Raw genomic sequence first — 23206 nt, 5'->3', positions numbered from 1 at the left:
GGTCCCTGCTTTGGCTCGCCGTATCGACTATTTCGACGACCCTGCCGCGCCGCCGGCGAACAGCGTCGTGCCGTCCGCGAACGTCGTCGTGGTCAACGATGCTGGTGATCTGCTATTGATCCGGCGGACGGACAACGACAACTGGGCGTTGCCGGGCGGGGCGATGGACCCGGGGGAGTCGATGACGGACTGCGCGGTGCGGGAAACCCTTGAGGAGACCGGGATCCACGTCGAGGTGACCGGCCTCGTCGGGATCTTCACCGATCCTCGGCACGTCATCCTGTACACCAGTAACGGCGAGGCCCGGCAGGAGTTCTCGATCGTCTACACGGCCCGTCCTGTAGGTGGGACGCCGACGCCGAGCTCGGAGTCGCGAGAGGTCCATTGGGTCGCGCCGGCCGACGTCGAAGGGCTCCAGATGGACCGGTCGATGCGGATGCGGATCTCGCACTACCTCACCGGCAACGGGAAGTCGCACCTTGGATAGCGACTGGGTCGCCACCGCCGCTGACATCTTCTCCGCCCTCGGCACCGTCGGCGCGTTTGTCGTCGGGTTCGTGCTGTTGCGCAGGGAGCAGAACCGCGAGGCCGAACGCGCCGAGGACGAACGACGCGGCCAGGCCGCCCGGATCAGCGCGTGGGTCGAGGCGTACCGCAAACCAGACGGCACCCGCGAACTGGCGTTCCACATCCACAACGCCAGCGACATGCCCATCTACGAGGTCGAACTCCCCATGCCGGATGCCTCAGGCGATGACCGAGACGTCGAGTTCATCGGGATGGTCCCGCCCGGCCAGACCATCCGCCGGCCCGCCCCGGTCGCGTGGCTGCGCTCGTACGTCAACCCGGAGCCGATCGAGATCGAGTTCCTGGACAGCGCCGGCCGCCGGTGGACCCGCAACGAACAGGGCTCCCTCGCCTCAGCTGTTGAGAGCCGCCCCGACCCGCTGTAACGACGCCTCCAGCAGCGGGCGCGCCTCGGTCAGCGAACGGGTGACCAGGTGGCCGTCGCCGTAGCGTCCGAACGCCTCGTTGAGCCGCTCGTCCAGGTCGACGCGGGTGCCGGTCGGGCTGGTGGTCATGTCGCAGAACGTCAAAGCGTCCAGCACGAGGTCCGCGGGGCTCGGGAACTCCGCGGCGAGGATGTCGCCGAGGTCGCGGTTGCGGGCCTCGATCAGCGCGCAGGAATGGTTGGCGACGAGGCGGATAAGCCGCTCGTCGGCGTGCTCGACATCGCGGAGGTACCGCGCACCGTCGATCGGGTGGAAGCCGACCTTGTTGAGGTCGGGGGCGTAGCCGATGTCATGCAGCCAGGCCGCGCTGATCAGCAGCTCGGCATCATCGCCGACGACCTGGGCGACGATCTCCGCAGTGTGCCCCACACCCTGAACGTGCGCCCACCGCGTCGGCAACGGCTCGGCCAGCAACCGGCCCGCAAGGTCCCTCGCCCATCGGACATGTTCCACATGTCCGAGACTAGTTGCGAACGATCACCGCGGCTTTACGAAGCGACCCTTGCCCTGCACCGACACCGTGACGTCCTGCAGCGCCGCAAGCGCCTGCCGAGCGGTGCCCCTCGCGACGCCGTATTGCGCCACCAGGGCGGACTCGCTCGGCAGCAGCGCACCGGCCGCCAGCTCCCCGGACTCGATCTGCGCGCGCAGATCGGCGGCGATCCGCCGGTACTGCGGGCTTGCCTGCGAGGGACGCTCGCCGGGGGCGTTGGCCAACCGCCCCCGCCCCGGTTGCGTGGTGATCAGCCCGTCCTCGGCGAGCTGGTCAAGCGCCCGGCGGACCGTATTGCGGGCGACACGGTACTCGGCGACCAACGCGGCCTCGGACGGTAGGACGGCCCCTGGCTGGAACTCGCCCGAGGCGAACCGGGCACGCAGTGCCTCCGTGATGCCCTTGTAGGCACCCCAAGCCGTTGCCCGCATGACGCCCTTCCTGCCGTATCGATCGCCCATCAGTCTCCCAGGGTGACGCCTCTCCCTGCCGCGTCCGTCAGCAGCCCCGCAAGCTGCCCCGCAACGTCGGGCGCCATGGGACCGATCTCGACATGCGCGGAACCTGCCTGGTCCACTGTCGTGCGCAGGTCCGGGAACGCCCGCCCGACGTCGAAGCCGGCCTCCTCCAGCGCCACCGCCAACGCATCCGCCGCACGTTGCGCCGCCTCATGCCCTGCCATGCCCGTCTCGCTTCCGTCCACGCGACATCGCACCTGGGCGGGCCGTGCGGCCAAGGCGTGCCGTCCCTCGTCAGCCTTCCCGGTACGCCCTGAACCAGGAACCGCATCCGAGGGACGTCTAGGGACTTCTTGACTAGAATCGGCTGCACTCGATGGCTCGCAGGAGGTCACCGTGCGACATCCACTGACTCGCGCACTCGCCAGCGCCGGCCTCGACGCCCTCGACGTCGCCACCCGCCTCCAGGTCGACCCGAAGACCGTCGACCGCTGGTTCAAAGGCCGCATCCCGTACCCCCGCTACCGCAACGAACTGTCCCGCATGACTGGGTGGGCCGTGGCTGACCTCTGGCCCGACTCAGTCCCTCGGGAACCGCAGCCCGCCTCGGACGAGGTCCGGATGACCTACGCCCATCGCAGCCTGGTCCCACTCGATACGTGGCGTTCGGTCTTCCGCCGCGCCACTGAGGCGATCGGCATCGTCGCGTACAGCGCCCTGTTCCTCTTGGAGGATCCGATCGTCCTCCGCACCCTCGCCACGAAGGCCAAGGCAGGCGTGCCGATCCGTATCGCACTGGGCGACGTCAACAGCCGCCACGTAGAAGCCCGAGGTATCGAGGAGCAGATCGGCGACCTGATGTCCGCCCGCATCCGCAACGCCCTTGTCCTTATCAAGCCGCTCCAACGCCTCCCACACATGGAAGTCCGCCTTCACGACACCGTCCTCTACGACTCGATCTACCGTGCCGACAGCGAGGCACTAGTCAACATCCACATCCACGGCGTTCCAGCCGCCCATGCCCCAGTCATGCACCTGCGACTCCACCAATCAGACGGCTTGACCGCCAGCTACATGACTGCCATCGAACGCGTCTGGTTCACCGCTACCGCCTACGCCGACTAGCCTTCCTGGCCCGACGCGCTTGCCGAAGCTGCCGCTCACCTAACTGGACAGCGTGGTTACACCAGACTCTCCGAAACTCCATCATGTGCTCACCTCCGTGAAGCTTCTTCGGGTCCAGTGCACGCTCAACGCGCTCAACGTATGCCTCGAAGTACTCAGCGAACCGGGCAACCTCCTCGCCAGTTAGCGCAGCAGCGTACCCAACTGCCAGGTCATCTAGTACATGCTCACGAAGCCGCGGACTCACGATGTGCAACGTCAAATAGTACGAAGCCTGCGTCGCAACCGTGTACTTAACCGCCCATGTAACGCAAGTACTGCATTCAGTACCAGACGTTCCAACCTGATCCGCCGTATCTGTCATGCCAGCACAGCGTTCCGTAGGCCGGCGCGATCGAGTTGCGTGCATGGTCAACTCATGCTCCTGTCAGTACGGCGCCGAGGCAGCCGAGCCATCGTTGGAGCTTCCAGCGTTGTCCAGGTGCTATCTACGTACGACCACATAGCCTCAGACGTCCTGGGACGCCTTGCACGTCCAGAAAGGTTAAGCTCGGCCAGCCTACGGCATCGGATCACAGGGCAACTGCCTACCGATCGTACATATTTCGGCAGTACGATCTTTGAGATTGAGTGAGTGCACCGATCATCAGACAGGACGGCCGCAGTGGATCACCATCTCCGATTCGCCCCAGAAATCTTGGCTCGGCTGGGCGAGGAGCTCGTCCCCCATGCGGACCTCGGCGTAATGGAGCTAGTCAGGAACGCTTACGACGCCGACGCGAACGTATGTTCCATCGAGCTGAAGGATGCAGCCAAGCCAGGTGGGGTACTGGTTGTGTCGGACGATGGTGACGGTATGACCGCAGACCAGCTCGCCGCAGGGTTCCTGCTGATCGGCAAGTCAAGCAAGTCCATATCCACCGTTACCGCGAAAAGACGCCGAAAGGTGGGCGAGAAGGGCCTAGGTAGGCTGGCTGCGCTTCGACTCGGTACTCATGTCGTCATCACAAGTGTGTCGCGTGAGCAGCCAAATATTGAACACATACTTGAGATTGACTGGAACCAAGTCGATTCATCGGAGGCTGTTGAGGACGTCGCACTGCAAATTCGTACGCAGCGGACTGGCAGGACGCATGGCACCGTTGTAAGAATTACAGGACTTAGGACGGGGCTGGGTCAAACCGAAGCAACGAGGCTAGCGCGGTCGCTCCTTCTGCTCACGGGTCCGTTCAAGGGCGGCACGGCTTTTGCGGTTCAGTGCGACGCTCCTGGCTATTTGCAGCTTTCTGAGCTTATTAAGCAAGATCTGTTCGAACAATACGAGTATAAGCTCGTGGCGACGCTCGACAGCAATGGTCAAGCTTCCGCGACTCTGTTCAATTGGCGGAATGAAGCCGAGTTTCGAGGCACTCATGAGGACATCGCTAGGAAGGGCAGACGCGGTGGAAGATCGGGTGAAGTAGTGCCGCGATTCTTTTCGCCTGAGGCGACCTTTGAACTCTGGATGTTCAATTTAAATCCGGCTGCCTCGAAAGAAGTGCGACGTGCGCAGCAAGACACGGATGCCATCAAGAAATGGCTGAGGCAGGTCGGAGGTGTCCATCTTTATCATCGCAAGCTAAGAGTGCAGCCGTATGGCGACGTTAACAACGATTGGCTCGGAATGAATTTGTCCCGAGCCGCCAGTCCAGAAATGAGACCGTCTACCAATACCTCGGTAGGTCGCATACTAGTCGACGATCCGAACGATGTGTTGAAGCCAAAAACCGATCGTAGCGGTTTTGTTGACACCGTTGAATTCTTGGATCTTCAGGAATTCGCCCGGAAGGCGATGGATTGGGCGGCGGAACAGCGCTTGGGCCAACGAGAGCAGCGTCGCGTCGGTGCGTCGGCAAAAGCTCGCGATCGTTCAGAAGAAGCTGAAACGCGGTTCAACAACCTTCTGAATGTAATCCGCCCTAGCGATCCCGATACTCCAGCATTGATCGGCGCCTCCGATCCAGTCGTACTGGAGGAACTGACAAACGAGGCAACTGCAGTCTTCGAAACGCAGAAAGAGGAGATCGTGGCACTGCGCGAGGATCTCCTTCTCTACCGTTCGCTTGCGACTGTGGGAACCAGTACTGCAGTTTTCGCTCACGAGGCTCTGCGGCCTGCTGCTCGTATTATCAACGAGGTCAAGACCGTTGCACGTCGCATTAAAAAGCAACTTTCTGACGACGCGGTATATGGACATGATTTTGACGAGCCAATTCAAGTGTGTCTCGATAGCGCAAAAACACTTGAAACGTTCGCAAAGCTGCCTTTGAGCTTGCTGGAAAAGCAGAAGCGCGAAGTTAGCGATATTGAGATAGACAAGGCATGCCGGTCAATCGTCAGCGTGTTTGGGAAGTATCTTGAAGAAAGGTCCATAGATACCGAGTTCGACCTAGCCGCAGACGGCTATGTCGTGCGTACCACAGTAGCTGACATTGAGTCCATACTATCGAACCTTCTGGCGAATGCGGCACATGCCTTCACCCGAGAGGATGCACCAGCTCGGCCTCGCCTGATCAGGATCAGAACTCGTTCACAAGATCAGCCAAACGGTCCGCGCATAATGATTACAGTCGACGACTCAGGACCAGGCATTGAAGGCATTGCGCTAGCAAGTATCTGGCTTCCTGGGAAAACGACGCGCGATAACGGAACTGGCTTGGGCTTAACAATCGTTCGAGACATAGTCGCTGACCTCAAGGGCAGCAATGAGGCCCGGCCTCGCGGAGAGTTGGGCGGCGCACGTATAATTATTGGACTTCCGGCTCGCAAGGTCGACTAATCGAATGAGGTTTTAGCAGTGGCTCTTACCCTCGCTGAGGGCTCCAACATCTTGGTTGCTGACGATGACCCTCGTGACGCGCAGAGTGTTCGTCGGCCATTGGAAGATGCTGGTTTTAGGACGGCCGCCGTATCAGACTTCAGCAAGTTCGTCGACGCAGATGAGTTTCTAAGATCACTCATAGAGGAGTTCGATGCACTGGTATGTGATCACGTCTTGAGTGGTCGTGGTCCTGCGTCGTTCACTGGTGCAGAGGTGGTAAGCAAGGCGAATAAGATGGAGCGCCCGCTCCCCGCCGTGCTCATTAGCAGTCATGTTAACACTGATCAGACAGGATCGATTCGACAATGGCGTGCCGGGATTCCCGCTGTTGTTGACAAGAGCGATTACTCGGACACCATTGTGGAAGCACTCGACTACACTATTGCTGAGCTGTCGGGCAAAGTAGCACGTGAGCGCCGTACCTTTGCGACGCCGATTGAAGTGCTTGATGTTAGGTCGGCCGGTGAGTTTCCTGCGGCCCGTGTTGTTGTTGTTGGTTGGAAGATCGAGACCACGGTGTGGATGCCCTTGAAACCAATTCTTGATGCTGGCATCGATCCGGCAGGTCTCTCAGGCCGCTGGCTGGAAGCGGAAGTCAACTGCCATGCGAAAGATGCCGCGGATCTTTATTATGAGAACGTCGTTCTAGCTCCCGATCTTCCACAGGGATGGATGTAATGATCTATCAGGAAACTGATCCAAGCCAGCCACCGGATGTGCTTGATGTGACGATTCTGGATGTTGGGCACGGAAATGCGGCAATAGTTCGTGACGGTCGCCGCTGCTCAGTTATTGACGCTGCCCCAGGTGATCTGGTATTTACCGAATTGGATGCTATGGATTGTGAGCACATCGATCACGTAATCATATCTCACTCCGATAAGGACCATGCAGGAGGTGGGCCTCGGCTCATCCTCGATGATGTGCGAACTGTCGGAACCGTGTGGTTCAATCCGGACAACGAGAAAGATACGAAGATTTGGGAACGACTGCTTCGTGCCGTTCACACGCGTAAACGCCGTGGAGGGCTCGACGGCCACCAAATAATACACACGGAGATTCCAAGCAGTCTCACATGTGGTCGGGCAGAGTTGGAGGTTCGTCATCCGAGTATCCTAATGGCCGGCACCGGACCGACCTCCCGAAGCGTTGTGCTCAAAAGATCATTGGATACCAATACTTTATCTGTCGTAATTCGGGTGCGGTTGGCTGGCGTACCTGCTGTGCTCCTTGCTGCTGACATGGATGGCATCTCTCTCGCACACGTTCGCGAGAACGGACACGACCTGGATGCTCCAGTCTTGGTTTTTCCGCACCATGGGGGATTACCTGGAACGTCCAATCCGGAGGAGTTCGCAACTGAGCTCGCGGCTCTCGTGCATCCGCAGCTTGTTGTTTTCTCGATCAAGAGTGCATCGAGACCAGCAAACCCTCATCCTGGCATCGTTAAGGGTGTTCGCAGTGGGGCGCCTGCTGCTCACATAGCTTGCACGCAGGTCTCTGTGCATTGCCACGACCGGAATTCGAGACTTCCGGCCGCACATCTTTCGCGTAGATCGGCCGATGGAAAAAGGCGTGGCAGGTGTTGTGCTGGTACGGTCACGGTGACATATACGGACGATGGCTTAAAGTTTGATCCGCCATTGGCATCGCATATAGAATTTGTCGGCCTAAATATTGGTTCTCCTCTGTGCAGGCGGGAAAACTAGCCGGCTTGCCCGAGGGAACTATCATTGCGTGAGCTGTGGGCCTCTAGACCGCGTGGCATACTGTAGGTTTCAGGTAGCGGCAGCTGCAGCAGCATGGTGGTTGTCAAATGGCGAGTCCGAAGACGGTCATCAAGCCACTTGGTAACGGACTCTTGTCGGAGCTGTTGCGCTAAGAACTCGCACTCTTTTTCGTCGCCGTGCAACGGCTTTACAATTATCAAATGGTTTTCGATAGCAACCGTACCGAGCGAGGCTGCCACCACGGAAGTCGAGAGTCGAGGACCTGGTCTCCGCGTTGGCGCCGATGTTCGCCGGATGAGAACAAAGGGCGCCTGGTGGGTTCGCCCAGTGAATCGGCGGGTTGGCGTCGATGTGATTGTCTGTCCAACTGCAGCGGATCGTACGCAGAGATAGTTGAGAGCTGGGCCCTCTTCTTTGTGGCGATGTGGGACAACGTCCCCCACGCTAATTGATGCTATGGAGCCCAGGGTGGATGCGGTGCCCTTATTACCGGAGTCTGCTTGCCAAAGCGTTTTTAATTTCCGGTGTGTTGTTGGTCGATCTTTCACTTTAAGATGCGCTATGAAGACGTCTACGTCTGTCCAGGTATCGAATAGCCCGACGATATCGACGTCTAGGAGGTCTGCGAGGCCATCAACTTCGGACCGCCATTTGCCGTAACGGCTGCCTGATCTAAGCACGTCCGGAAGGATTGCGGCGACTCGGGTACCCGGTCTGCAGAACTTGAGGACGTCTAGGGTGAAAGGTGCCGCCTGCGAGACGAGCCCTTCACCCCAGGATTGTTTAGGAGATACAATTCTGGCGTATGGAGGGTTTAGAAGGACCAGGCGTGCCTCTGAATATCCCGCCTCAAGGCTAAGGCCATCGCCTGGTTGAATATTCGGCAACTGGCTATTGCTTGGGAATAGCTGAGGCCCTGTCATTAATTGCAGGGCTAGACGTAGTCTGTCTGCGGAAAGTTCGGCGAGAATTGGAATCAATTCTCTGCCGTAGAAGTGTTCTGCAACAAAGTTTGCGGTCTTCAGCGGCGGCCAGGTTTTGGGCAGGACCTCCAGTGCGGCGAGGAGCAAGTCGCCGGCTCCACAGGCAGGATCAAGCACGCCGGTTCCGCTAGCAATTAGTCGCTTATAGCGGGCAGCTAATCTGGCCCGCAGCGTTGAGCTCGTAAAGAACGTACTGCTGGTTCGCCGTGCTTTGAGCGGAACAGTTTGCCTAAGACGTTGGTATGCAAGCCCGTCTAGGTGCGCCTTAATGTCGTCGCCACGCTTTTCCATGCCCGATGCTGCCTGCGATAACGCCTCGACAAGCTCTTGCTTGTAGGCGGCAAGGCCTGAGAAGGCGTCGGCTCGGACGTCGGGTTGCATCTGGACAGCATAGCGGGGCGGATCATACCCTGATCCGCGCCAGCGCGTTGTGTCCTTGTGGGCGGCTGCATCGCCCTGGGGATCAGGGAACTTCGGGACTGCAGTGGCAGTCGTGCGCGTGCGATCGAGGCGGTCATGCCATGGCCGTTCCGTCGCCCCAACGCCCCTGCTCACGCAGGGGGCGTTTCACCGTCCGGGTTCGGATTCCCCGCGCAGTTGCCGGCAGCCCAAGGCGGGGTTCTACCTCGCATCGCCATGGTTCGCTCCGCTCCGCGCTACGGGGCGCCACGTCTCGAAATCGGTGCAGCGCTACAGTAGCGGGCCAGCGGCCTGCGCCATCCCCAGGTGGGGCGTTCGGCGCTGGCGTGCTCCGGCAGGCTTCGTGTGCTGTCCATTGCACCCCTGCTGACCTCCAGCGCTCAAAGGTCTGTGGCTGGCTCGCCAATATGTGTCTATGTCGGCCGGAGGATCGGAGATCGCTCGGCCGGGTAGGGTCTGCCGACTTCTGCGATGGTGCTGAATCAGACTAGGGGGTACGACAGTCTTCGGGGCAGCGGAGGCGCTGCCTCCACCGCTTTGACTACCACGTGCTTGCCGAACCCTCAGCTATCGCCCCAAGTGCCGCACCTACGGCATGTTGACCCTGCCGCGCCGTCGGCGAACAGTGTCGTGCCGTCCGCGAACGTCGTCGTGGTGGACGAGTCGGGGTCGCTGCTGCTGATCCGGCGGACGGACAACGACAACTGGGCGTTGCCGGGCGGGGCGATGGACCCGGGGGAGTCGATGACGGACTGCGCGGTGCGGGAAACCCTTGAGGAGACCGGGATCCACGTCGAGGTGACCGGCCTCGTCGGCATCTACACCGATCCGCGGCACGTGATCCTGTACACGAGCAACGGTGAAGCTCGGCAGGAGTTCTCCATCGTGTACACGGCCCGCCCGATCGGCGGCACGCCGACGCCGAGTTCGGAGTCACGGGAGGTGCACTGGGTCGCGCCGTCTTTGGTGGATGGGCTGCAGATGCACCAGTCGATGCGGTTGCGGATCTCGCACTACCTCGCGGGGAACGGGAAGCCGCACCTTGGGTAGCGACTGGGTCAACGCCGCAGCGAGCGTCTTCTCCGCCGTCGGCACCGTCGGTGCGTTCGTCGTCGGGTTCGTGCTGCTACGCAGGGAGCAGAACCGCGAGGCCGAACGTGCCGAGGACGAACGACGTGGCCAGGCCGCTCGGATCAGCGCTTGGGCCCGCGCCTGCCGTGTGGCTGCGCTCCTACGTCAACCCGGAACCGATCGAGATCGAGTTCCTGGACAGCGCCGGTCGCAGATGGACCCGCAACGAGCAGGGCTCCCTCGCGTCAGCGGTAGAGAGCCGCCCCGACGCGCTGTAACGACGCCTCCAGCAGTGGGCGCGCCTCGGTGAGCGACCGCGTGACGAGGTGACCGTCGCCGTAGCGCTGGAACGCCTCGTTGAGCCGCTCGTTCAGGTCGACGCGCGCGCCGGTCGGGCTGGTGGTCATGTCGCAGAACGTCAACGCGTCCAGCACGAGGTCCGCAGGGCTCGGAAACTCCTCGGCGAGGACGTCGCGGATCGCACTGGGTCTCGCCTGTCATCGAAGGACTCTCGGCGACGTTTTGGTGGGCCCAGAGGGCGACTGTTACGCAGTTGACTCGGTGTCTCCAACAGGTCTCATCGGGCTCATCGGGCAGAATGAACCGTGCGGTGTTCGGCACGCAACGGATGAGGGCCAGGTCGGTCGTGATGGCGGCGGGGAGCCAGCCGGCCGCGCCCTTGGGACGTGCGAGGGCCTCTTCCAGTTGGGGTGCTCTCGCGCTGAGCGATCTTCTTGGAGAGGCGGTCCAAGTCACAACGGAGGTTGGGACAGGCCGCGAACCGACCGATCTGCATGCGCCAGGGCCTGTGGTCGTATCCTTGGTCAAGGCCGCTAGCTAGGAGCGATGTGTTGCAACGTGAGAACGGCTTGGCGGTCGCCTTGGTGGACTTCGACAACATAGTCCCGGGTGTCAGTGACTCAATCGACATTGAAGACGGCATGCGCGTCATCACCCGCACATTGCGCTTCGTTATTGCAAAGCACTGGGCCGAAGTTACTGAGTTGAGAACTCGGATGTATGGCGGGTGGCTGAGAAAGAGTGGCCTTGAAACTCGCAATGCCACCTGGATCGCTCCCCGGCTCAGTGACTTCCGGAGCACCGTGAATGGGCTCTTCATCGATCCTGAAATCGCGTATGCGACTCTCTGGAATCCCCGACCTATCAGAGGCACCTTTCGTTTTTCTTCCGACAGGGAGCCAGATGACCCAGATCGGGCGCATCAGAAGATGGTTGACAGTATGATCATTTCCGATGTTATAAATCTTGCTGTCTTAGATGTTCCAGTCATCATTATGACCGACGACGACGATGTTGTTCCGGGTGTCATGGCATATCGTGACATCGCTGCCGCTGGAGCCATCATGTGGCTGAGACGTAGACCGGCAGGAGCGTCGTGCAACGACGAGTCGTTGCGGCGTCAAGGTGTGGTCATTGAAACGTATGCTGCGGGCGGAGTGTGAGGAATCATGAACGATATTCGACAGGTGGAGCGAGACATCGCCACCTTCATGGATCCCGGAACTACACTGGAGTCGCGCGCAGAAGGCGATGGAGTTATCCTTCGGTGGCAATCCTACGGCAATGTAGAACAGATCCTGCTACGCGTAGAGGGCAATGCTCTGCGCGTGCAGCACCGGGGGCGATGGGTGCCATATGCTGAATTTCTTGGAGAGCTAGCAGATCTTAGGAATCTTGCTAATAACATGGCGCGAACGATTCCAAGCGCGGAGGCCGAGCCTTACGTTGAAGCCGAAGCGTCCTACGCCAGCGAAGACAGTCAGACTGCGTACAGACAATCTGCGAAAGTTCTAGTCGACGACCTCGCTAAGCCTTCTGGCTCTGGAACCCGCGTTGTCTTTATCACTGGCGATGCAGGAGCCGGTAAGACGCGTATGCTCGAAGAACTTACGAGACGCACAGCAAATGACTATCTTGCAGGCTCCAGCGCATACCTCTATCTAAATGTGAATGCGCAGGGGCGCGGGCTGGCCCGACTTAACGAAGCTCTTGCTACCGAGTTGCAGGACTTGCGCGCCAAGCTGACCTATCATTCGGTGGCGCGTTTGGTGCGCGTGGGAAAACTCCGACTGATCGTTGACGGATTTGATGAACTCATCGGCGGTCAGGGCTCATACGAAGAGGCGTTTGGGTCACTGGCGGGATTCATTGAGGAACTTAACGGATCGGGATCGGTCGTAGCGGCCGCCCGAAGCGTCTACTACGAACAAGAATTTTTGACGCGCGCCAATTCGAGTTCCGAGCTTGGGGTTCTGACGTGGCAACTTGTCCCAGTCGAGATGATTTCCTGGGACAAGGAACAGCGAGACTCGTACATAGATCAGGTTTCGACGTTGCGGCGTCTGACTCGTAAAGACGCGGCCTCACTGCACGATTCTGTTGTAAGCGCTTTGACGGAGGCGGATAAGGCTGAACAGGGTCTTCTGAATAAGCCGCTATTTGTTGCTGCAACCTGCGACTTGATCCTTGATAACGAACTTAGAGAGGGCGGCTCGCTGCTCGAACGTCTTGTCGCGGGCTATGTTCAGCGGGAGGTTACACAGAAGCTGATTGGTCATGATGGCCCGATGCTGACTACGGAGCAGTACGACCAGCTTCTCGAAGAGTTTGCAATCGAGATGTGGCGGCAGAGAGCGCGAGAGCTGAACCGAACAACAATTCGTGAGATTGTTTCTCTCTTCGCGCAGGTGCACGGCCTGGCAGAGACGGTGCAGGAAAACCTGGTCGATGCAGCGTCTAGTAGGGCTATGCTACGTAAGGGATCCAAGCCGAACACGATTTCATTCGAACACGACCTCTTCTTTAGTCATTATCTGGGCACTTATGTTGCTCAGGCAGTCAAACGCGGCGCACGTGACATCCGTAGCCTGCTTCGACGTGCAAACCTTCCAATCGAGGCAGCCCGTTCGGCAGTTCGACGTCTAGAAATCTCGCGAGCGGTTGCACCCGCAATGCTAGACCTCCTCGTTGCCGCAAGAGACAGTGATGATCCATTTTCGCCGATGGCGGACCAGAATGCTGGAGTTATTGCCGCAGAAGTAGTACGAGCTGTTTCAGGTTCGCCGGGAGATCGGCTTCGAATCAATGGATTCACTTTTGGAGACGCTGACCTAGTTCAACTCAAGGCTGAGCGTGTTGATTTTAGCGATAGTAACTTCATCCAGTCTGATCTGCGTGGCGCGAGTTTCGATGATTGCACCTTTGAAAGTGGATTTTTCTCCAATGTGGTGATAGACGGAAAGACAAAGATTGCGACTGCAATCGATGTTTCATTGTTTCAAGGCCTTCGAGTTGCATCGCCTGCTGGCATGGCGCAACTATATGACCCTCTCGGAATCGCGGATGCTTTGCGAAAGCACGGGGCAACCCTAAAAGGCGAGGGGCCTGTGATTCGGCAGGTTCCGGAAGGAGTCGTGGCGACTGTTGAAAAGGCTGCTCGATACTTCTCTAGGAGCAACCTACTGCGAGATAAGCATGACGACGGTCCCGAGTTTACGAAGGACTCCGCATGGGATCTGATTGTCAACGCTGCGGTCGAAAGCAAGCTCTTGCGTCAAGAGACTCGCGCTGCTGCCGGAAATAGTAATCTCTTCTATCGTCGCCTGTTTCGGCCGGAAGAGCTTATGGCGGGACTTAATCCAACCAGCCCGGTGTCTCCGTCAATTCGCGAATTTTGGGAGATCTTATCGATATAGCGCTCCGTATCTACTCGCGGGGGTTCATGCATATTGCTGGCAACATTAAATTGCAGTAGCCGGCCGGTCATCTCGCGCTTGCGTGGTTCAAGTAAGCGACTGTTAGCTCCACCTCTGGACGCCCCCCTGCTGACGCAGGGGGCGTCCGCCGTTGGAGGTGTCGTATTCCCCGCGCACCGGCTCCGCCGGTGCTCCCCGGTGGGGGAGCTTCGCTCCACCCACACCCCTCAAAACCGCAGCGGGGCGCTCTGATCGCCACAGGTCCTCTCGACGGGGGGTCATGCTGGCTTCCGTCTCGCCCTTGCCGTTGCCCTGGCATGGCTGGGTGTGCTTTCGAATGCTCCACCTGGGGTCAGCCTATCGATGGGGTCTGACAGTTTCGGGGCCGTTGGGGCGTTGTGGATGCGCTGCCACTGGGTCGCGCCGGCTGACGTCGAAGGGCTTCAGGTGCACCGGTCCGTCCTTGTGGTTTGACCGGTTATCCGGCGCCCCTGGTGGGTAGGAGTGCACCCGTTATGTCCCGACGGTCGTGTCTTCGGGACGTCAGGAGACGTAGGACCGCGATCGCAGTGAGGGGGTACGAACATGCAGGAGGACCGTTTGCATCGCGAGTTGACCGGTGCCGTGGCCGAGCTGCGGACCGCCTTTATCGAGCACAACCGGGACAAGGTCGCAGCGCTCGTCACCGACAACCATGTCTCGATCATGTCCTACGCCCGCTTCGACGGGCGCATACAGCTGCTCGACCACTTCAACGACTTCGCCTTCCGGAGCCTCCCGACGGACGACCTGACCACAACGCCGCTCGGCCCCGACGCGGCGCTCGTCAGCTTCCGCAGCACGGTCGAAGGCACCTACGCAGACAAGCCCGTGCCCCGCGATGTGCTCGTCGGAGAGGTCTGGCTGCGCCAGGACGGGAACTGGCGTGAGGCGACCTATCAGGAGACTCCGCTCTAGGGACATCGCGGCCGCGAAACCATTGCCGGCTTGTGCGGCGACGCCGTCCCGCGCCGTTTCACGTTCGGGCTGAGCGCCGATGCCTTGTTACGCACAGCGCGACGAAGGCTCAGGTAGCCGGGGTTCAAGCGTGGGGGAGCTTCGCTCCACCCACGCCCCCTCAAAACCGTCGTCCCGGTCGACTGGCTGCGAAGACCGCCCAACGCCTTGCGCCCCGGCACTCGACGATTCCTGACAGCGGAACGTGGGCGCTGGTGGCTACCTATGTGGCTGTTCGCCACGTTTCGTGTTGTCGGTTCAAGTAGGTCGCCGTTAGCTCCACGCTTGGAGATCGGTTCGGCGGCTCCTTCGGACGGGTGGACTGCCGAACTCGCTTGGCCAGCAACGCAGGCGGCTACCGCGGGTCCTGTTCGCGCTGGCTTACTGCCCACGCGACGACGTCCAGCCATTCGAGCTCTATGTCGGTCAACTCACCGCGCCCGCACTCGGCGATCATCGCCCGGGCTGCTGGTGTCAGCAGCCACCGGTCGAACGTTTCGGCGTAACTGTCGTCAGGGTTGTCCAGGACCGTGTCGACAAGTTGCCAGCGGGCGTCGGGCGTACCGATTGTCTCCCAGTACGTCAGGTATGGGCTGACGTCGAGCCCGATCTCGGCGGTGGCCTCCAGAACCCGGCGGGCAGTGTGACCGCCGGTCGGCCGATGGCGCAGGACGTCGACGAACCAGGCCCGGCAGAACGATTCGACGGCGGCGCGTTCCCGCTCGGTCAGATCCGGCCAGCGGTGGTTCAGGCCGGTGGTGATGCTGAAGTCCCTGATGCCTTTCATGAAGTCGCTTGGCATGGCGCGGAGTATCGCCGGCATGAAGTGTGTCGTCAGGTCCCAGTCGTCTGATTGGTTCGGCCAGTAGCGGTCCACCAACTGCTCGTCGAGGTCGCGGGGAGCGGTCCGGCAGAACGCCTCGTACTCGGCCTGGTCGATGCAGTGCCCGACGCACATCTGCGGGTGGGCCGGTTTCGGCCGATGCGCGAACGCGTCGAACAACTCCTCGAAGGTGGCGTTGAGGTCGGCTGACCAGTCGGCGGATGGTATGGGCGGGTGCGGCACCCGGACACAGTACGCGGAGATCGGCAGATCACAGCGGGTTCAAGTAGGTCAGTGTCACGCCCAGATGCTCGGCGGCGTCTCGCGCTACGTGGCGCCGCGTCTCTGGATTGATGCAGTGCTGCGGCGACTGATGCCTTCAGAACCCGGCGGGCAGTTCGATCGCCGGCCGGGCGATGGCTCAGGACGTCGGCGAACCAGCGCGGAGGCCGCAGGTGATGGTCGTGTCAGTTCCGCCCGCGGCTGCCGACCTGCTCCTGCTCGTCTGAGGGCTCCGGGCGGCCCTCGTCGATGATGCTCATGACGGTGAGCGCAATGGCTCGGACTCCGAATGCCACCGCGGTGAACACGCCCAGCTGGATCGGATCGATCCCGGCGTCGCTGTCGACCAGGATGGACGGATCCGTCGTCACCACGTTGGCGATCCGGTACTGCGCGATCGTCAAACAGATCGCCAGCAGCGTGACGGCAGTCGCGATGGCGGACCGGCGGGTGGCCCCGGTGCCCAGCCACGCCGAGATGCCGGTCGCGACGCCGAGCCCGGCGGTGATCACCAGGGAGTCGACGATGTCGATCGACAAGGCCGATCCGGTGCGCCCGGCGAGTGCCGCCTGCAGGCTCATCACGCCCAACAGCAGACCGACCGCCGCTCCTGCGCCGACTGTCCGCATTGGATGAGGGTCCTTGGCGACCAACCACAAGACGCCAGCCGTGAACGCGACCGCGAGCACAGTCAGGATCATGCTCGGGGCCAGGAAGAAATGGACCTGGTAGTCACTCATGTGGATGGCGGTGGCGGCGACGAAGAGCATGTCGTCGCGCGCGGTCTCGACCAGTGCCCACGACGCCACCAGCACCAGCAGGAGACGGTTGCGCACCGTCCGCCGCTGGTCGGTCATCCGGACCAGGCAGAACACGGCCAGCAGACAACCGACACCATTGCCGAGGAGAGCGCCGAGGACGAACCAGATCTGGTAGTCCATAGCGTGCTCGGCCTCCTCGCGGACGCGACTCGTGGTGCGGATGAGAAACGCCGCGGGCAATCGGGCTTGTCCGATCTGCCAGCAGCGCGCATACCGTACCGTGCCACCGCCACCTCATCGAGGCCCGAGGTGCAACGCGCCGGTGCCGGGCCTGATCACGTACGCGGGTTCAAGTAGTCCAGCGTCAGCTCCACCTCTGGACGCCGTTGGAGGTGTCGTATTCCCCGCGCACCGGCTCCGCCGGTGCTCCCCGAGGGGGGAGTTTCGCTCCACCCACACCCCCTTGGACAGCCGCCGGTGCCGTCGGCGTGCGGCTTTCCGACTCTTCCGACGCGGTCTGGGCTGCGGATTCATCGGTATCGTGGTCTGGGTGATCGAGCTGTTGTTCGAGCCGGGGGACCTGGCCCGGATTCGGTTTGCGCGGTCGCCGATGCATGAGCTGGTGAGCAGTGTGCGGGTCGGTGGTCATGCCGAGCGGGCTCGGATGCATGGGCCTTGGGTTCGGTCGGTGCGTGGGGTTGTGTCGGGGTTGCGGCTGGAGATGCTGCGGGCGTTGCTCGGGGATCGGCGGTACATTCCGGAATTTCTGATGCCGGCGCCGGAGCGGATGGACACGCGGTTCGCCGACGAGGTCGCCCTGGTGCGCAGCACGCCTGAGGGGGAAGTGCGGGCGCAGCTCGATCTGCTGCGGGGGAGTGGGGCGCTGCCGGGGGCGCTGGTCGCGCTCTACGAGGACCCGGAGCGGCAGCTCGGGAGGTTGGCGGCTGAGGTACAGGCGTACTGGCAGGCCGCGGTCGAGCCGGTCTGGTCGCGGCTAGCGGGGGTGGTCGACGCGGAGGTCGGGCACCGGGCGGATCAGCTGACCTCCGGCGGCATCGTGCGGGTGCTGGGGAACCTGCATCCGGACCTGGAGTACGACGAGGACGCGCTGCGGATCCTCTGGCCCACGTGGGAGTCGCGGAACCGGCTCGACGGAGCGGGGTTGCTGCTGGTGCCGTGTGTGTTCGCCTGGCCGTCGCTGCTGGTGGACACGAGCCCGCGGCGGCCGGCGCTCATCTACGGGCCGCGCGGGGTCGGGCAGGTGTGGGACAGCTCGGCGCGGGCGTCGGCGCCGCCGGTCGCTGACCTGCTCGGGCGCAGCCGGGCGGCGCTGCTGGCGACGCTCGACCTTCCGCTGTCCACCACGCAGGTCGCCCGGGACCTGGGGCTGAGCGCGGCGTCGGTCAGCGAGCACCTGTCCGTCCTGCGCCGCTCGGGCCTCGTCGCGTCCCGCAGGTCGGGGCGGCAGGTGCTGTACCAGCGCACGGCCCTCGGCACCGATCTGCTGGGAGGCGCGTCGACGATTCGGTGACAACCGAATCGTGGAGCCGCCGCACCGGTCGAGCCCACCATGTCCGGGACAAGCACATCGGACCTGAGGGGAGACACCACATGCGCGTGGTGAGGGCACTTGTTCTGGCGGCGGCGATCGTGGCGGTGACAGGAGGGACGGCGGCCGCGTCCGGCCCGGGCGGCGGCGGATGGGAGCCGACGAGCACGCCGCCGTTCGTCATCCCGGCTGGGGACGTCTGCTCGTTCGAGGTCAAGGGCGACATCGTCCGGGACCGCGAGAAGATGCGGACGCCCGCCACCTATCCGGACGGTTCGCCGAAGGTCCAGGACTTCGCCGGCGTGCTGGTCATCCGCTACACCAACACGAGCAACCACAAGTCGGTGGTCCGCGACGCCACCGGCACCATCCGCGTGTACCACCTGCCGGACGGCACCCGGATCTCGCAGCTGAACGGCCACAACGCCCTGCCGATCAAGGCGTCCAACGTCGGGTTCCCCGGCGGCGACTACATCACCCACGGCGACTTCGTCGTCATCCGGCACCCGGACGGCAGCCGCGAGGTCCCCGTCCAGCTCGGCACGATGGAGAACCTCTGCGAGACCCTCGCCTAGGAGCATCGGCTGGGCGGTCAGCGGCGCGTCAGGGGCGCGTCAGGGTGGGTGGCCACACTCGTGTCATCACACAGGGCACGAGGAGGTACACGATGCGTCATCCATTCCGGGCCGGGTTGTTCGCGGCGGTCGTCGCCGCAGGGGCGCTGGCCGTCGCGCCGGCCGCGTACGCGGGCGCCGCGGCTCCCACCGATCCCGCGCCGCCGGCGCTGTACGTGCTCGTTCCGGGTGTCCAGGGCGAGACGCCCGACGACGCGAAGGGCGCCCTGATCCGGGCGGGCCTGACCGTCGGCACGGTCACCGGGGTCGAGGACTGCGTGAACCTGGGCCGGGTCGTCAAGCAGGACCCGGCGGCGAAGACCCTGGTCCTGCGCGGTTCCGCGGTCAACCTGACCGTCGGCAAGGCCCCCGCGAAGGGCTGCGAGGTCACCCGGTAACCGCAGGTCAGCAACACCTGAGCCGACCCCGGGACGCAGTTCGGACGTCCCGGGGTCCTCATGGTCCCGGAGCCCGATGCCGGCGGCGGGACCACAGCAGCCAGCCGAGACCCGCGACGGTGAGCGCGGCCGCGGCCGTGGCGAGGCTCAGCCACACCGGCCAGGGGCCGCGGGACGCGCCGCCGGCGTCCGCCACCCGCGCCCCCGGCAGCAGCGCGGTCGCGGCCTGCAGGTCGTAGGTGTCGGAGCCGTCGGCGGTGGTGAGCGGTCGCAGGTCCGGTCCGCTGATCGTGCGGTGCCCGGTGGCGCCGCCCTGGGTGACCAGCGGCCGGTCCGGGGCCGCCCAGCCGACCAGCGCGATCTGCTCCGCGGTGGCGATCCGCTCCGGTGGGTTGCGCTCCGCCGGGTCGACCGGCAGGAAGGTGAGCGTGCAGTCGAGCTTGCCGGAGCCCACGTTGTCGGCGACGGCGATCCACCGGCCGTCCGGCGACCACGCGCCGGACCCGGCGATGACGACCCCGAACCCGACCTCGGTGAGCTCGGTGGGGGCGCCGCCGCCGTCGAGGTCGACGATCCGGACCGGCCGTCGCGGCTCGACCTCCGTCTCGGGGACGCCCTGCACGGCGATCCGCCGGCCGTCGGGCGAGAACGCGGCGGTCGTCGCGGGCGTCGGAAGCGCGGTCGAGGCACCGGTGGTGATGTCGAGGACGGCGGAGTCCGTGTCGCCGGTCAGGTACGCGAGGCGGGTGCCGTCCGGCGACCAGGCCAAGGGGCGGACGATCCCTGTCGCGCCGGCGCGGTAGGTGCTGGTCCGGCCGGTGCGCAGGTCCACGACGGCGACGTCGGCGCGCGGGTCGACGCTGCCGACCGCGATCCGCGACCCGTCGGGCGCGAGCAGCACCGGGGCGTCCTGCCAGGTGCCGAACTCGGCCGGGCCGCCGCGCCGTTCGGCCTCGTCGAGCCGCCGGTACGTGTGGCCGTCGGTGCTCAGGACGACCGTCTGCAGGGTGTGCAGCCAACGCGGCCCGTTGGTGCCCTGCACGTACGCGAGGAGGGCCGGCCCGGCGGGCGCGTCCGACACCGCCGCGGTCAGCAGCGACAGGCCCGCGAGGCGGGTCGGCAGCACCGTCCCGCCGGTGGGGGCCGCCGGCTGCGCCAGCAGCCCGGGACCGAGTGCCGCCGCTGCCAGTACACCCAGAACGCCGAAAGCACTGAGCAGCGGACGCCACCGGCTGGGCCGCCTCGCCTTCTCCAGGAGGAACGCCAGCTCGGGGGGGTCGACGTGGACCTCGTCGGCGAGGGACCGGACGGCCGCGCCGATACGGGCCCGCGGGTCAGGCGACATCGAGGTCCTCCTTGATCGCGGTCAGCGCCCGGTGCAGCAGCGACTTGACCGTGCCGGGGCGGCAGCCGAGCGCCGCGGCGATCTGTGCCTCCGGCAGGTCGAGGTAGAACCGCATGAAGACCGCGGCGCGCTGCCGCGGCGACAGTTTGTGCAGCGCGGCGCGGACGACCTCGGTGTCACCGTCGGGGTGGGTGACCGGCTCGGTGGTGACGGTCGCGTGGCGGCGCTCCAGCCTGCGGCGGCGCACCCATGACGTGCACCGGGACACGACCGCCCGGCGCAGGAACGGCACCGGCTCGCGGACCTGGTCGCCGCGGCGGAACCACTCGATGAACGCCTCCTGCGCGACGTCCTCGGCGGCGGCGAGGCTGCCCGTCGTCAGGTACGCCAGCCGGACGAGCGGCGGATAGTGTACGTCGTACACCTCCCGGAAGGCCTCGGGGTCGAGCCCAGGGCCTCCCGGGACGGGATCGTCAGACACCACGGTCACAATCGTGCAGGCGCACGGGTGGCCGCGTCGGTTCCGTCATCGCCCCATGAGTTTTTCCACGTCGGCGAGCTCGGACGCGGTGAGCGGCCCGTGGGCGAGCGCGCCGGCGTTCTCCTCCACCTGGGCGACCGTGCGGCAGCCGGGGATCGGGACGGTCCGGCCGCTGTACGCCCACAGCCACGCGAGCGCACCCTGGGCGAGGGTGCGGCCGCCGGACGTCAGCACGTCGCGGACCGCGTCGATCCTGTTCAGGAACTCCGCCGCCGGCCGCCCGTCGCTGAAGTAGGTCATCCATTCGGGGCTGAGCCCGCGGATGTCGTCCTCGGGCAGCTTCGACTCGGCGGTGTACTTGCCGCTGAGCAGCCCCATCGCGAGCGGCCCGCGGATGATCACGCCCAGGTCGTGCGCGTCGGCGACCGGGATGACCCCGAACGACCCGCGCAGCACCGAAAGGTCCGCCTGGATCGTGGCGCAGTGCACGCCGGCCTCGGCGAAGGCGGTCGCCCGCTCCGGGAAGTCGGTGCTCCAGCCGTACGCGCGGATGAGGCCGTCCTCGACGAGCTGCTCGAGCGCCGGGATCAGCGCCAGTGCCCGCGGGATCGGCAGGTCGTTGATGTGCAGCTGATACAGGTCGATGAAGTCCGTCCCGAGCCGCCGCAGCGACTCGCGGACGGCCCGCCCGAGCCCTTCGGGCGAGCCGTCGTCGGGCCCCACGCGCTTGGTCCGCTCGTCGAACGTGCCGCCGAACTTCGTCGCGATGACCGCCTCGTCCCGCCGGCCCTTCAGGGCCTTCTCCAGGATCCTCTCGCTGTGCCCAGCGCCGTAGACGTTGGCGGTGTCGAAGAACGTGACGCCAAGGTCGAGCGCCCTGCGGATCGCGCGGATCGACTCGTCGTCGTCGACCTCGCCCCAGCCGAGCGGCCGGTCCCCGGCCCAGAACGGCCCACCGATCGCCCAGCAGCCGATCCCCAGTGCGCTGACCTCGATGCCGCTGCGGCCCAGTTTCCTCGTTTCCGTCATGCTTTTCAGGCTGCCAGCTGGAGCGCGCTCCAGGTCAACGGTCGTGTGTCTCCTGGCAATTCCAGGTGACGGCCACCGGCTGCGTGGTCATGTCGCCGTTCCTGCCGGACACGTAGCCGGCGACGACCGTCCCGTCGTCGCTGAGCACCCCGACGTTGAGCGACGCGGTCCGCTCGTCGAACCCGTCCGGCAGCGGGAAAGCGCGATGGCGGGAAGGCGGCGGTTGCGGGGGAGCGGCGGTCAAGCGGGGCGGACGTCCAGGCCCAGGGCGATCGCGATCATCGTTGCCTGGTCGGCGGTGATGATGGCCTGGCGGAGCTCGATGGTTGTGGGGTCGAGGCCGGAGAGGTCGCTGCCGCGCAGGTCGCAGCGGGTGAGGTCGGCCTTCTGCAGGGAGGCGCCGGACAGGTCGACGTCGCGGAAGGTGCCGCCCTCGCAGTTGGCGGCGCTCAGGTCCGCCTCGCGCATGCGCACGCCGGTGAACTCCGCGCTGCCGAGCCTCGCGGCGGGCATGGCGACGAAGGACCAGTCGCCCTCGTCGACCTTCAGCAGCTCGAACGTGCAGCGGTCGAAGGTGCTGCCGACGAGTTTGCAGCGGGTGAAGGTGGCGTCGAAGAAGTTGCAGCCGACGAACCGGCAGTTGAGGAACGCGACGTCGGTCTGCGTGGAGCAGTTGAACCGGACGTTGGTGAACGTGCACTCGGTGAAGACCGACCGCTCGTTGGTGGCCTCGCACATGTCGACGTCGACGAACGCCACCCCCGAATGCTCCAGCCCGACCGCGTTGTGATCGGTCCAGTCCTCGTCGTAGATCGTCGTGTGGGTCGCGATGCTCCGCCCGGCCATGCCCTGCCTCCTCGACTCGTCCGACCAGCTTCTCACCCGGGTACGACAGAAACCGGCTTCGAAACGATCGACGGTGGACCTCCGGTGGCCGTGGAAGGCCTGGCCGGGCGCCGGTCCACAACGAAAGTTTCAGACCGTTTTCCGTCTTCGCACGAGGTAGACGGCATGCCGATGAGGGGCCTCCTTGACGCGGTACTGCGCCCGTACGGACCG

24 protein-coding genes are annotated in these 23206 nt (G+C 63.8%); 12 read left to right on the top strand and 12 right to left on the bottom strand.

The genetic code is table 11. From position 1 onward, the window contains the following. The first annotated feature begins 10 nt into the window (after window positions 1-10). Window positions 11-487 carry an NUDIX domain-containing protein gene (locus tag ABZS58_RS00710; protein ID WP_354776136.1) on the top strand — a complete coding sequence of 159 codons (477 nt, stop codon included), beginning with the start codon at window positions 11-13 and terminating at the stop codon, window positions 485-487. Next, complete coding sequence (locus ABZS58_RS00705) at window positions 480-953, top strand: hypothetical protein (protein ID WP_354776134.1); 474 nt, start codon at window positions 480-482, stop codon at window positions 951-953. Before ABZS58_RS00710 ends, ABZS58_RS00705 begins: the two co-directional genes overlap by 8 nt. Here ABZS58_RS00705 and ABZS58_RS00700 read toward each other — a convergent pair. Genes ABZS58_RS00700 through ABZS58_RS00690 form a run of 3 tightly spaced genes read right to left on the bottom strand, consistent with a single transcriptional unit; the run spans window position 921 to window position 2209 of the window. Further along, on the bottom strand, window positions 921-1466 hold the full coding sequence (locus ABZS58_RS00700; RefSeq protein ID WP_354776132.1) for an HD domain-containing protein: 546 nt from the start codon (window positions 1464-1466) through the stop codon (window positions 921-923). The genes ABZS58_RS00705 and ABZS58_RS00700 overlap by 33 nt on opposite strands. Before the next feature lie 24 nt (window positions 1467-1490). Further along, complete coding sequence (locus ABZS58_RS00695) at window positions 1491-1967, bottom strand: GntR family transcriptional regulator (protein WP_354776130.1); 477 nt, start codon at window positions 1965-1967, stop codon at window positions 1491-1493. Next, entirely contained in the window at window positions 1967-2209 is a 243-nt protein-coding gene (locus ABZS58_RS00690; RefSeq protein ID WP_354776128.1) for a hypothetical protein, read from the bottom strand. The genes ABZS58_RS00695 and ABZS58_RS00690 overlap by 1 nt, the downstream gene beginning before the upstream one ends. 151 nt (window positions 2210-2360) lie before the next feature. Between ABZS58_RS00690 and ABZS58_RS00685 the strand changes: the two genes are divergently transcribed. From ABZS58_RS00685 to ABZS58_RS00675, 3 genes are all read left to right on the top strand, one after another. Continuing rightward, window positions 2361-3089 carry an XRE family transcriptional regulator gene (locus ABZS58_RS00685; RefSeq protein ID WP_354776126.1) on the top strand — a complete coding sequence of 243 codons (729 nt, stop codon included), beginning with the start codon at window positions 2361-2363 and terminating at the stop codon, window positions 3087-3089. Window positions 3090-3753: 664 nt separating this feature from the next. Next, complete coding sequence (locus ABZS58_RS00680; RefSeq protein WP_354776124.1) at window positions 3754-5907, top strand: sensor histidine kinase; 2154 nt, start codon at window positions 3754-3756, stop codon at window positions 5905-5907. A gap of 18 nt (window positions 5908-5925) precedes the next feature. Next, window positions 5926-6627: a response regulator gene (locus tag ABZS58_RS00675; protein WP_354776122.1), complete on the top strand. Its 702-nt coding sequence runs from the start codon at window positions 5926-5928 to the stop codon at window positions 6625-6627. A gap of 1027 nt (window positions 6628-7654) precedes the next feature. On the opposite strand, the gene ABZS58_RS00670 is transcribed toward ABZS58_RS00675, so the two are convergent. Next, window positions 7655-9043, bottom strand: coding sequence for a hypothetical protein (locus tag ABZS58_RS00670; RefSeq protein ID WP_354776120.1), 1389 nt, complete (start codon window positions 9041-9043; stop codon window positions 7655-7657). Between the two features lie 669 nt (window positions 9044-9712). Between ABZS58_RS00670 and ABZS58_RS00665 the strand changes: the two genes are divergently transcribed. After that, a complete protein-coding gene (locus ABZS58_RS00665) occupies window positions 9713-10132 on the top strand; it encodes an NUDIX domain-containing protein (RefSeq protein ID WP_354776118.1) in 420 nt (139 codons plus the stop codon). A gap of 266 nt (window positions 10133-10398) precedes the next feature. Here the strand turns inward: ABZS58_RS00665 and ABZS58_RS00660 are convergent, their stop codons facing one another. Beyond that, a complete protein-coding gene (locus ABZS58_RS00660) occupies window positions 10399-10560 on the bottom strand; it encodes a hypothetical protein (RefSeq protein ID WP_354776116.1) in 162 nt (53 codons plus the stop codon). Between the two features lie 441 nt (window positions 10561-11001). Here ABZS58_RS00660 and ABZS58_RS00655 point away from each other — a divergent pair, with 441 nt between their 5' ends. The 3 genes from ABZS58_RS00655 (at window position 11002) to ABZS58_RS00645 (ending at window position 14826) form a co-directional block, all read left to right on the top strand. After that, window positions 11002-11616 (top strand): hypothetical protein, encoded by a 615-nt coding sequence (locus ABZS58_RS00655; RefSeq protein WP_354776114.1) that lies wholly within the window; start codon window positions 11002-11004, stop codon window positions 11614-11616. A 24-nt stretch (window positions 11617-11640) separates the two neighbouring features. Then, a complete protein-coding gene (locus ABZS58_RS00650) occupies window positions 11641-13869 on the top strand; it encodes an NACHT domain-containing protein (protein ID WP_354776112.1) in 2229 nt (742 codons plus the stop codon). Between the two features lie 585 nt (window positions 13870-14454). Then, entirely contained in the window at window positions 14455-14826 is a 372-nt protein-coding gene (locus ABZS58_RS00645; protein WP_354776110.1) for a nuclear transport factor 2 family protein, read from the top strand. A gap of 394 nt (window positions 14827-15220) precedes the next feature. On the opposite strand, the gene ABZS58_RS00640 is transcribed toward ABZS58_RS00645, so the two are convergent. Both ABZS58_RS00640 and ABZS58_RS00635 read right to left on the bottom strand, forming a co-directional pair. Then, the gene (locus ABZS58_RS00640) at window positions 15221-15931 is read right to left on the bottom strand and encodes a hypothetical protein (protein ID WP_354776108.1); all 711 of its coding nucleotides are present in this window, start codon (window positions 15929-15931) and stop codon (window positions 15221-15223) included. A gap of 224 nt (window positions 15932-16155) precedes the next feature. Then, a complete protein-coding gene (locus tag ABZS58_RS00635) occupies window positions 16156-16911 on the bottom strand; it encodes a hypothetical protein (protein ID WP_354776106.1) in 756 nt (251 codons plus the stop codon). A gap of 508 nt (window positions 16912-17419) precedes the next feature. Between ABZS58_RS00635 and ABZS58_RS00630 the strand changes: the two genes are divergently transcribed. The 3 genes from ABZS58_RS00630 to ABZS58_RS00620 all read left to right on the top strand — a co-directional run bounded on the left by ABZS58_RS00630 (window position 17420) and on the right by ABZS58_RS00620 (window position 19292). After that, window positions 17420-18262 carry a DUF5937 family protein gene (locus ABZS58_RS00630; RefSeq protein WP_354776104.1) on the top strand — a complete coding sequence of 281 codons (843 nt, stop codon included), beginning with the start codon at window positions 17420-17422 and terminating at the stop codon, window positions 18260-18262. An 80-nt stretch (window positions 18263-18342) separates the two neighbouring features. Next, complete coding sequence (locus ABZS58_RS00625) at window positions 18343-18855, top strand: hypothetical protein (RefSeq protein ID WP_354776102.1); 513 nt, start codon at window positions 18343-18345, stop codon at window positions 18853-18855. A 92-nt stretch (window positions 18856-18947) separates the two neighbouring features. Continuing rightward, window positions 18948-19292: a PASTA domain-containing protein gene (locus ABZS58_RS00620; RefSeq protein ID WP_354776100.1), complete on the top strand. Its 345-nt coding sequence runs from the start codon at window positions 18948-18950 to the stop codon at window positions 19290-19292. Window positions 19293-19350: 58 nt separating this feature from the next. Here the strand turns inward: ABZS58_RS00620 and ABZS58_RS00615 are convergent, their stop codons facing one another. The 5 genes from ABZS58_RS00615 to ABZS58_RS00595 are packed head-to-tail and all read right to left on the bottom strand — an operon-like array spanning window position 19351 to window position 22993. After that, window positions 19351-20637 carry a hypothetical protein gene (locus ABZS58_RS00615; RefSeq protein WP_354776098.1) on the bottom strand — a complete coding sequence of 429 codons (1287 nt, stop codon included), beginning with the start codon at window positions 20635-20637 and terminating at the stop codon, window positions 19351-19353. Then, entirely contained in the window at window positions 20627-21121 is a 495-nt protein-coding gene (locus tag ABZS58_RS00610; protein ID WP_354776096.1) for a sigma-70 family RNA polymerase sigma factor, read from the bottom strand. Before ABZS58_RS00610 ends, ABZS58_RS00615 begins: the two co-directional genes overlap by 11 nt. Before the next feature lie 42 nt (window positions 21122-21163). Then, entirely contained in the window at window positions 21164-22147 is a 984-nt protein-coding gene (locus tag ABZS58_RS00605; RefSeq protein ID WP_354776094.1) for an aldo/keto reductase, read from the bottom strand. A 34-nt stretch (window positions 22148-22181) separates the two neighbouring features. After that, window positions 22182-22391 carry a hypothetical protein gene (locus tag ABZS58_RS00600; protein ID WP_354776092.1) on the bottom strand — a complete coding sequence of 70 codons (210 nt, stop codon included), beginning with the start codon at window positions 22389-22391 and terminating at the stop codon, window positions 22182-22184. Beyond that, the gene (locus tag ABZS58_RS00595; RefSeq protein WP_354776090.1) at window positions 22388-22993 is read right to left on the bottom strand and encodes a pentapeptide repeat-containing protein; all 606 of its coding nucleotides are present in this window, start codon (window positions 22991-22993) and stop codon (window positions 22388-22390) included. The genes ABZS58_RS00600 and ABZS58_RS00595 overlap by 4 nt, the downstream gene beginning before the upstream one ends. Window positions 22994-23206: the final 213 nt, after the last annotated feature.

It is taken from the genome of Dactylosporangium sp. NPDC005555 (genome assembly GCF_040605635.1).
GTDB lineage: Bacteria > Actinomycetota > Actinomycetes > Mycobacteriales > Micromonosporaceae > Dactylosporangium.
Note: the sequence above shows the minus strand (reverse complement) of the source record. Positions and strands in the feature narration are given on the sequence as shown.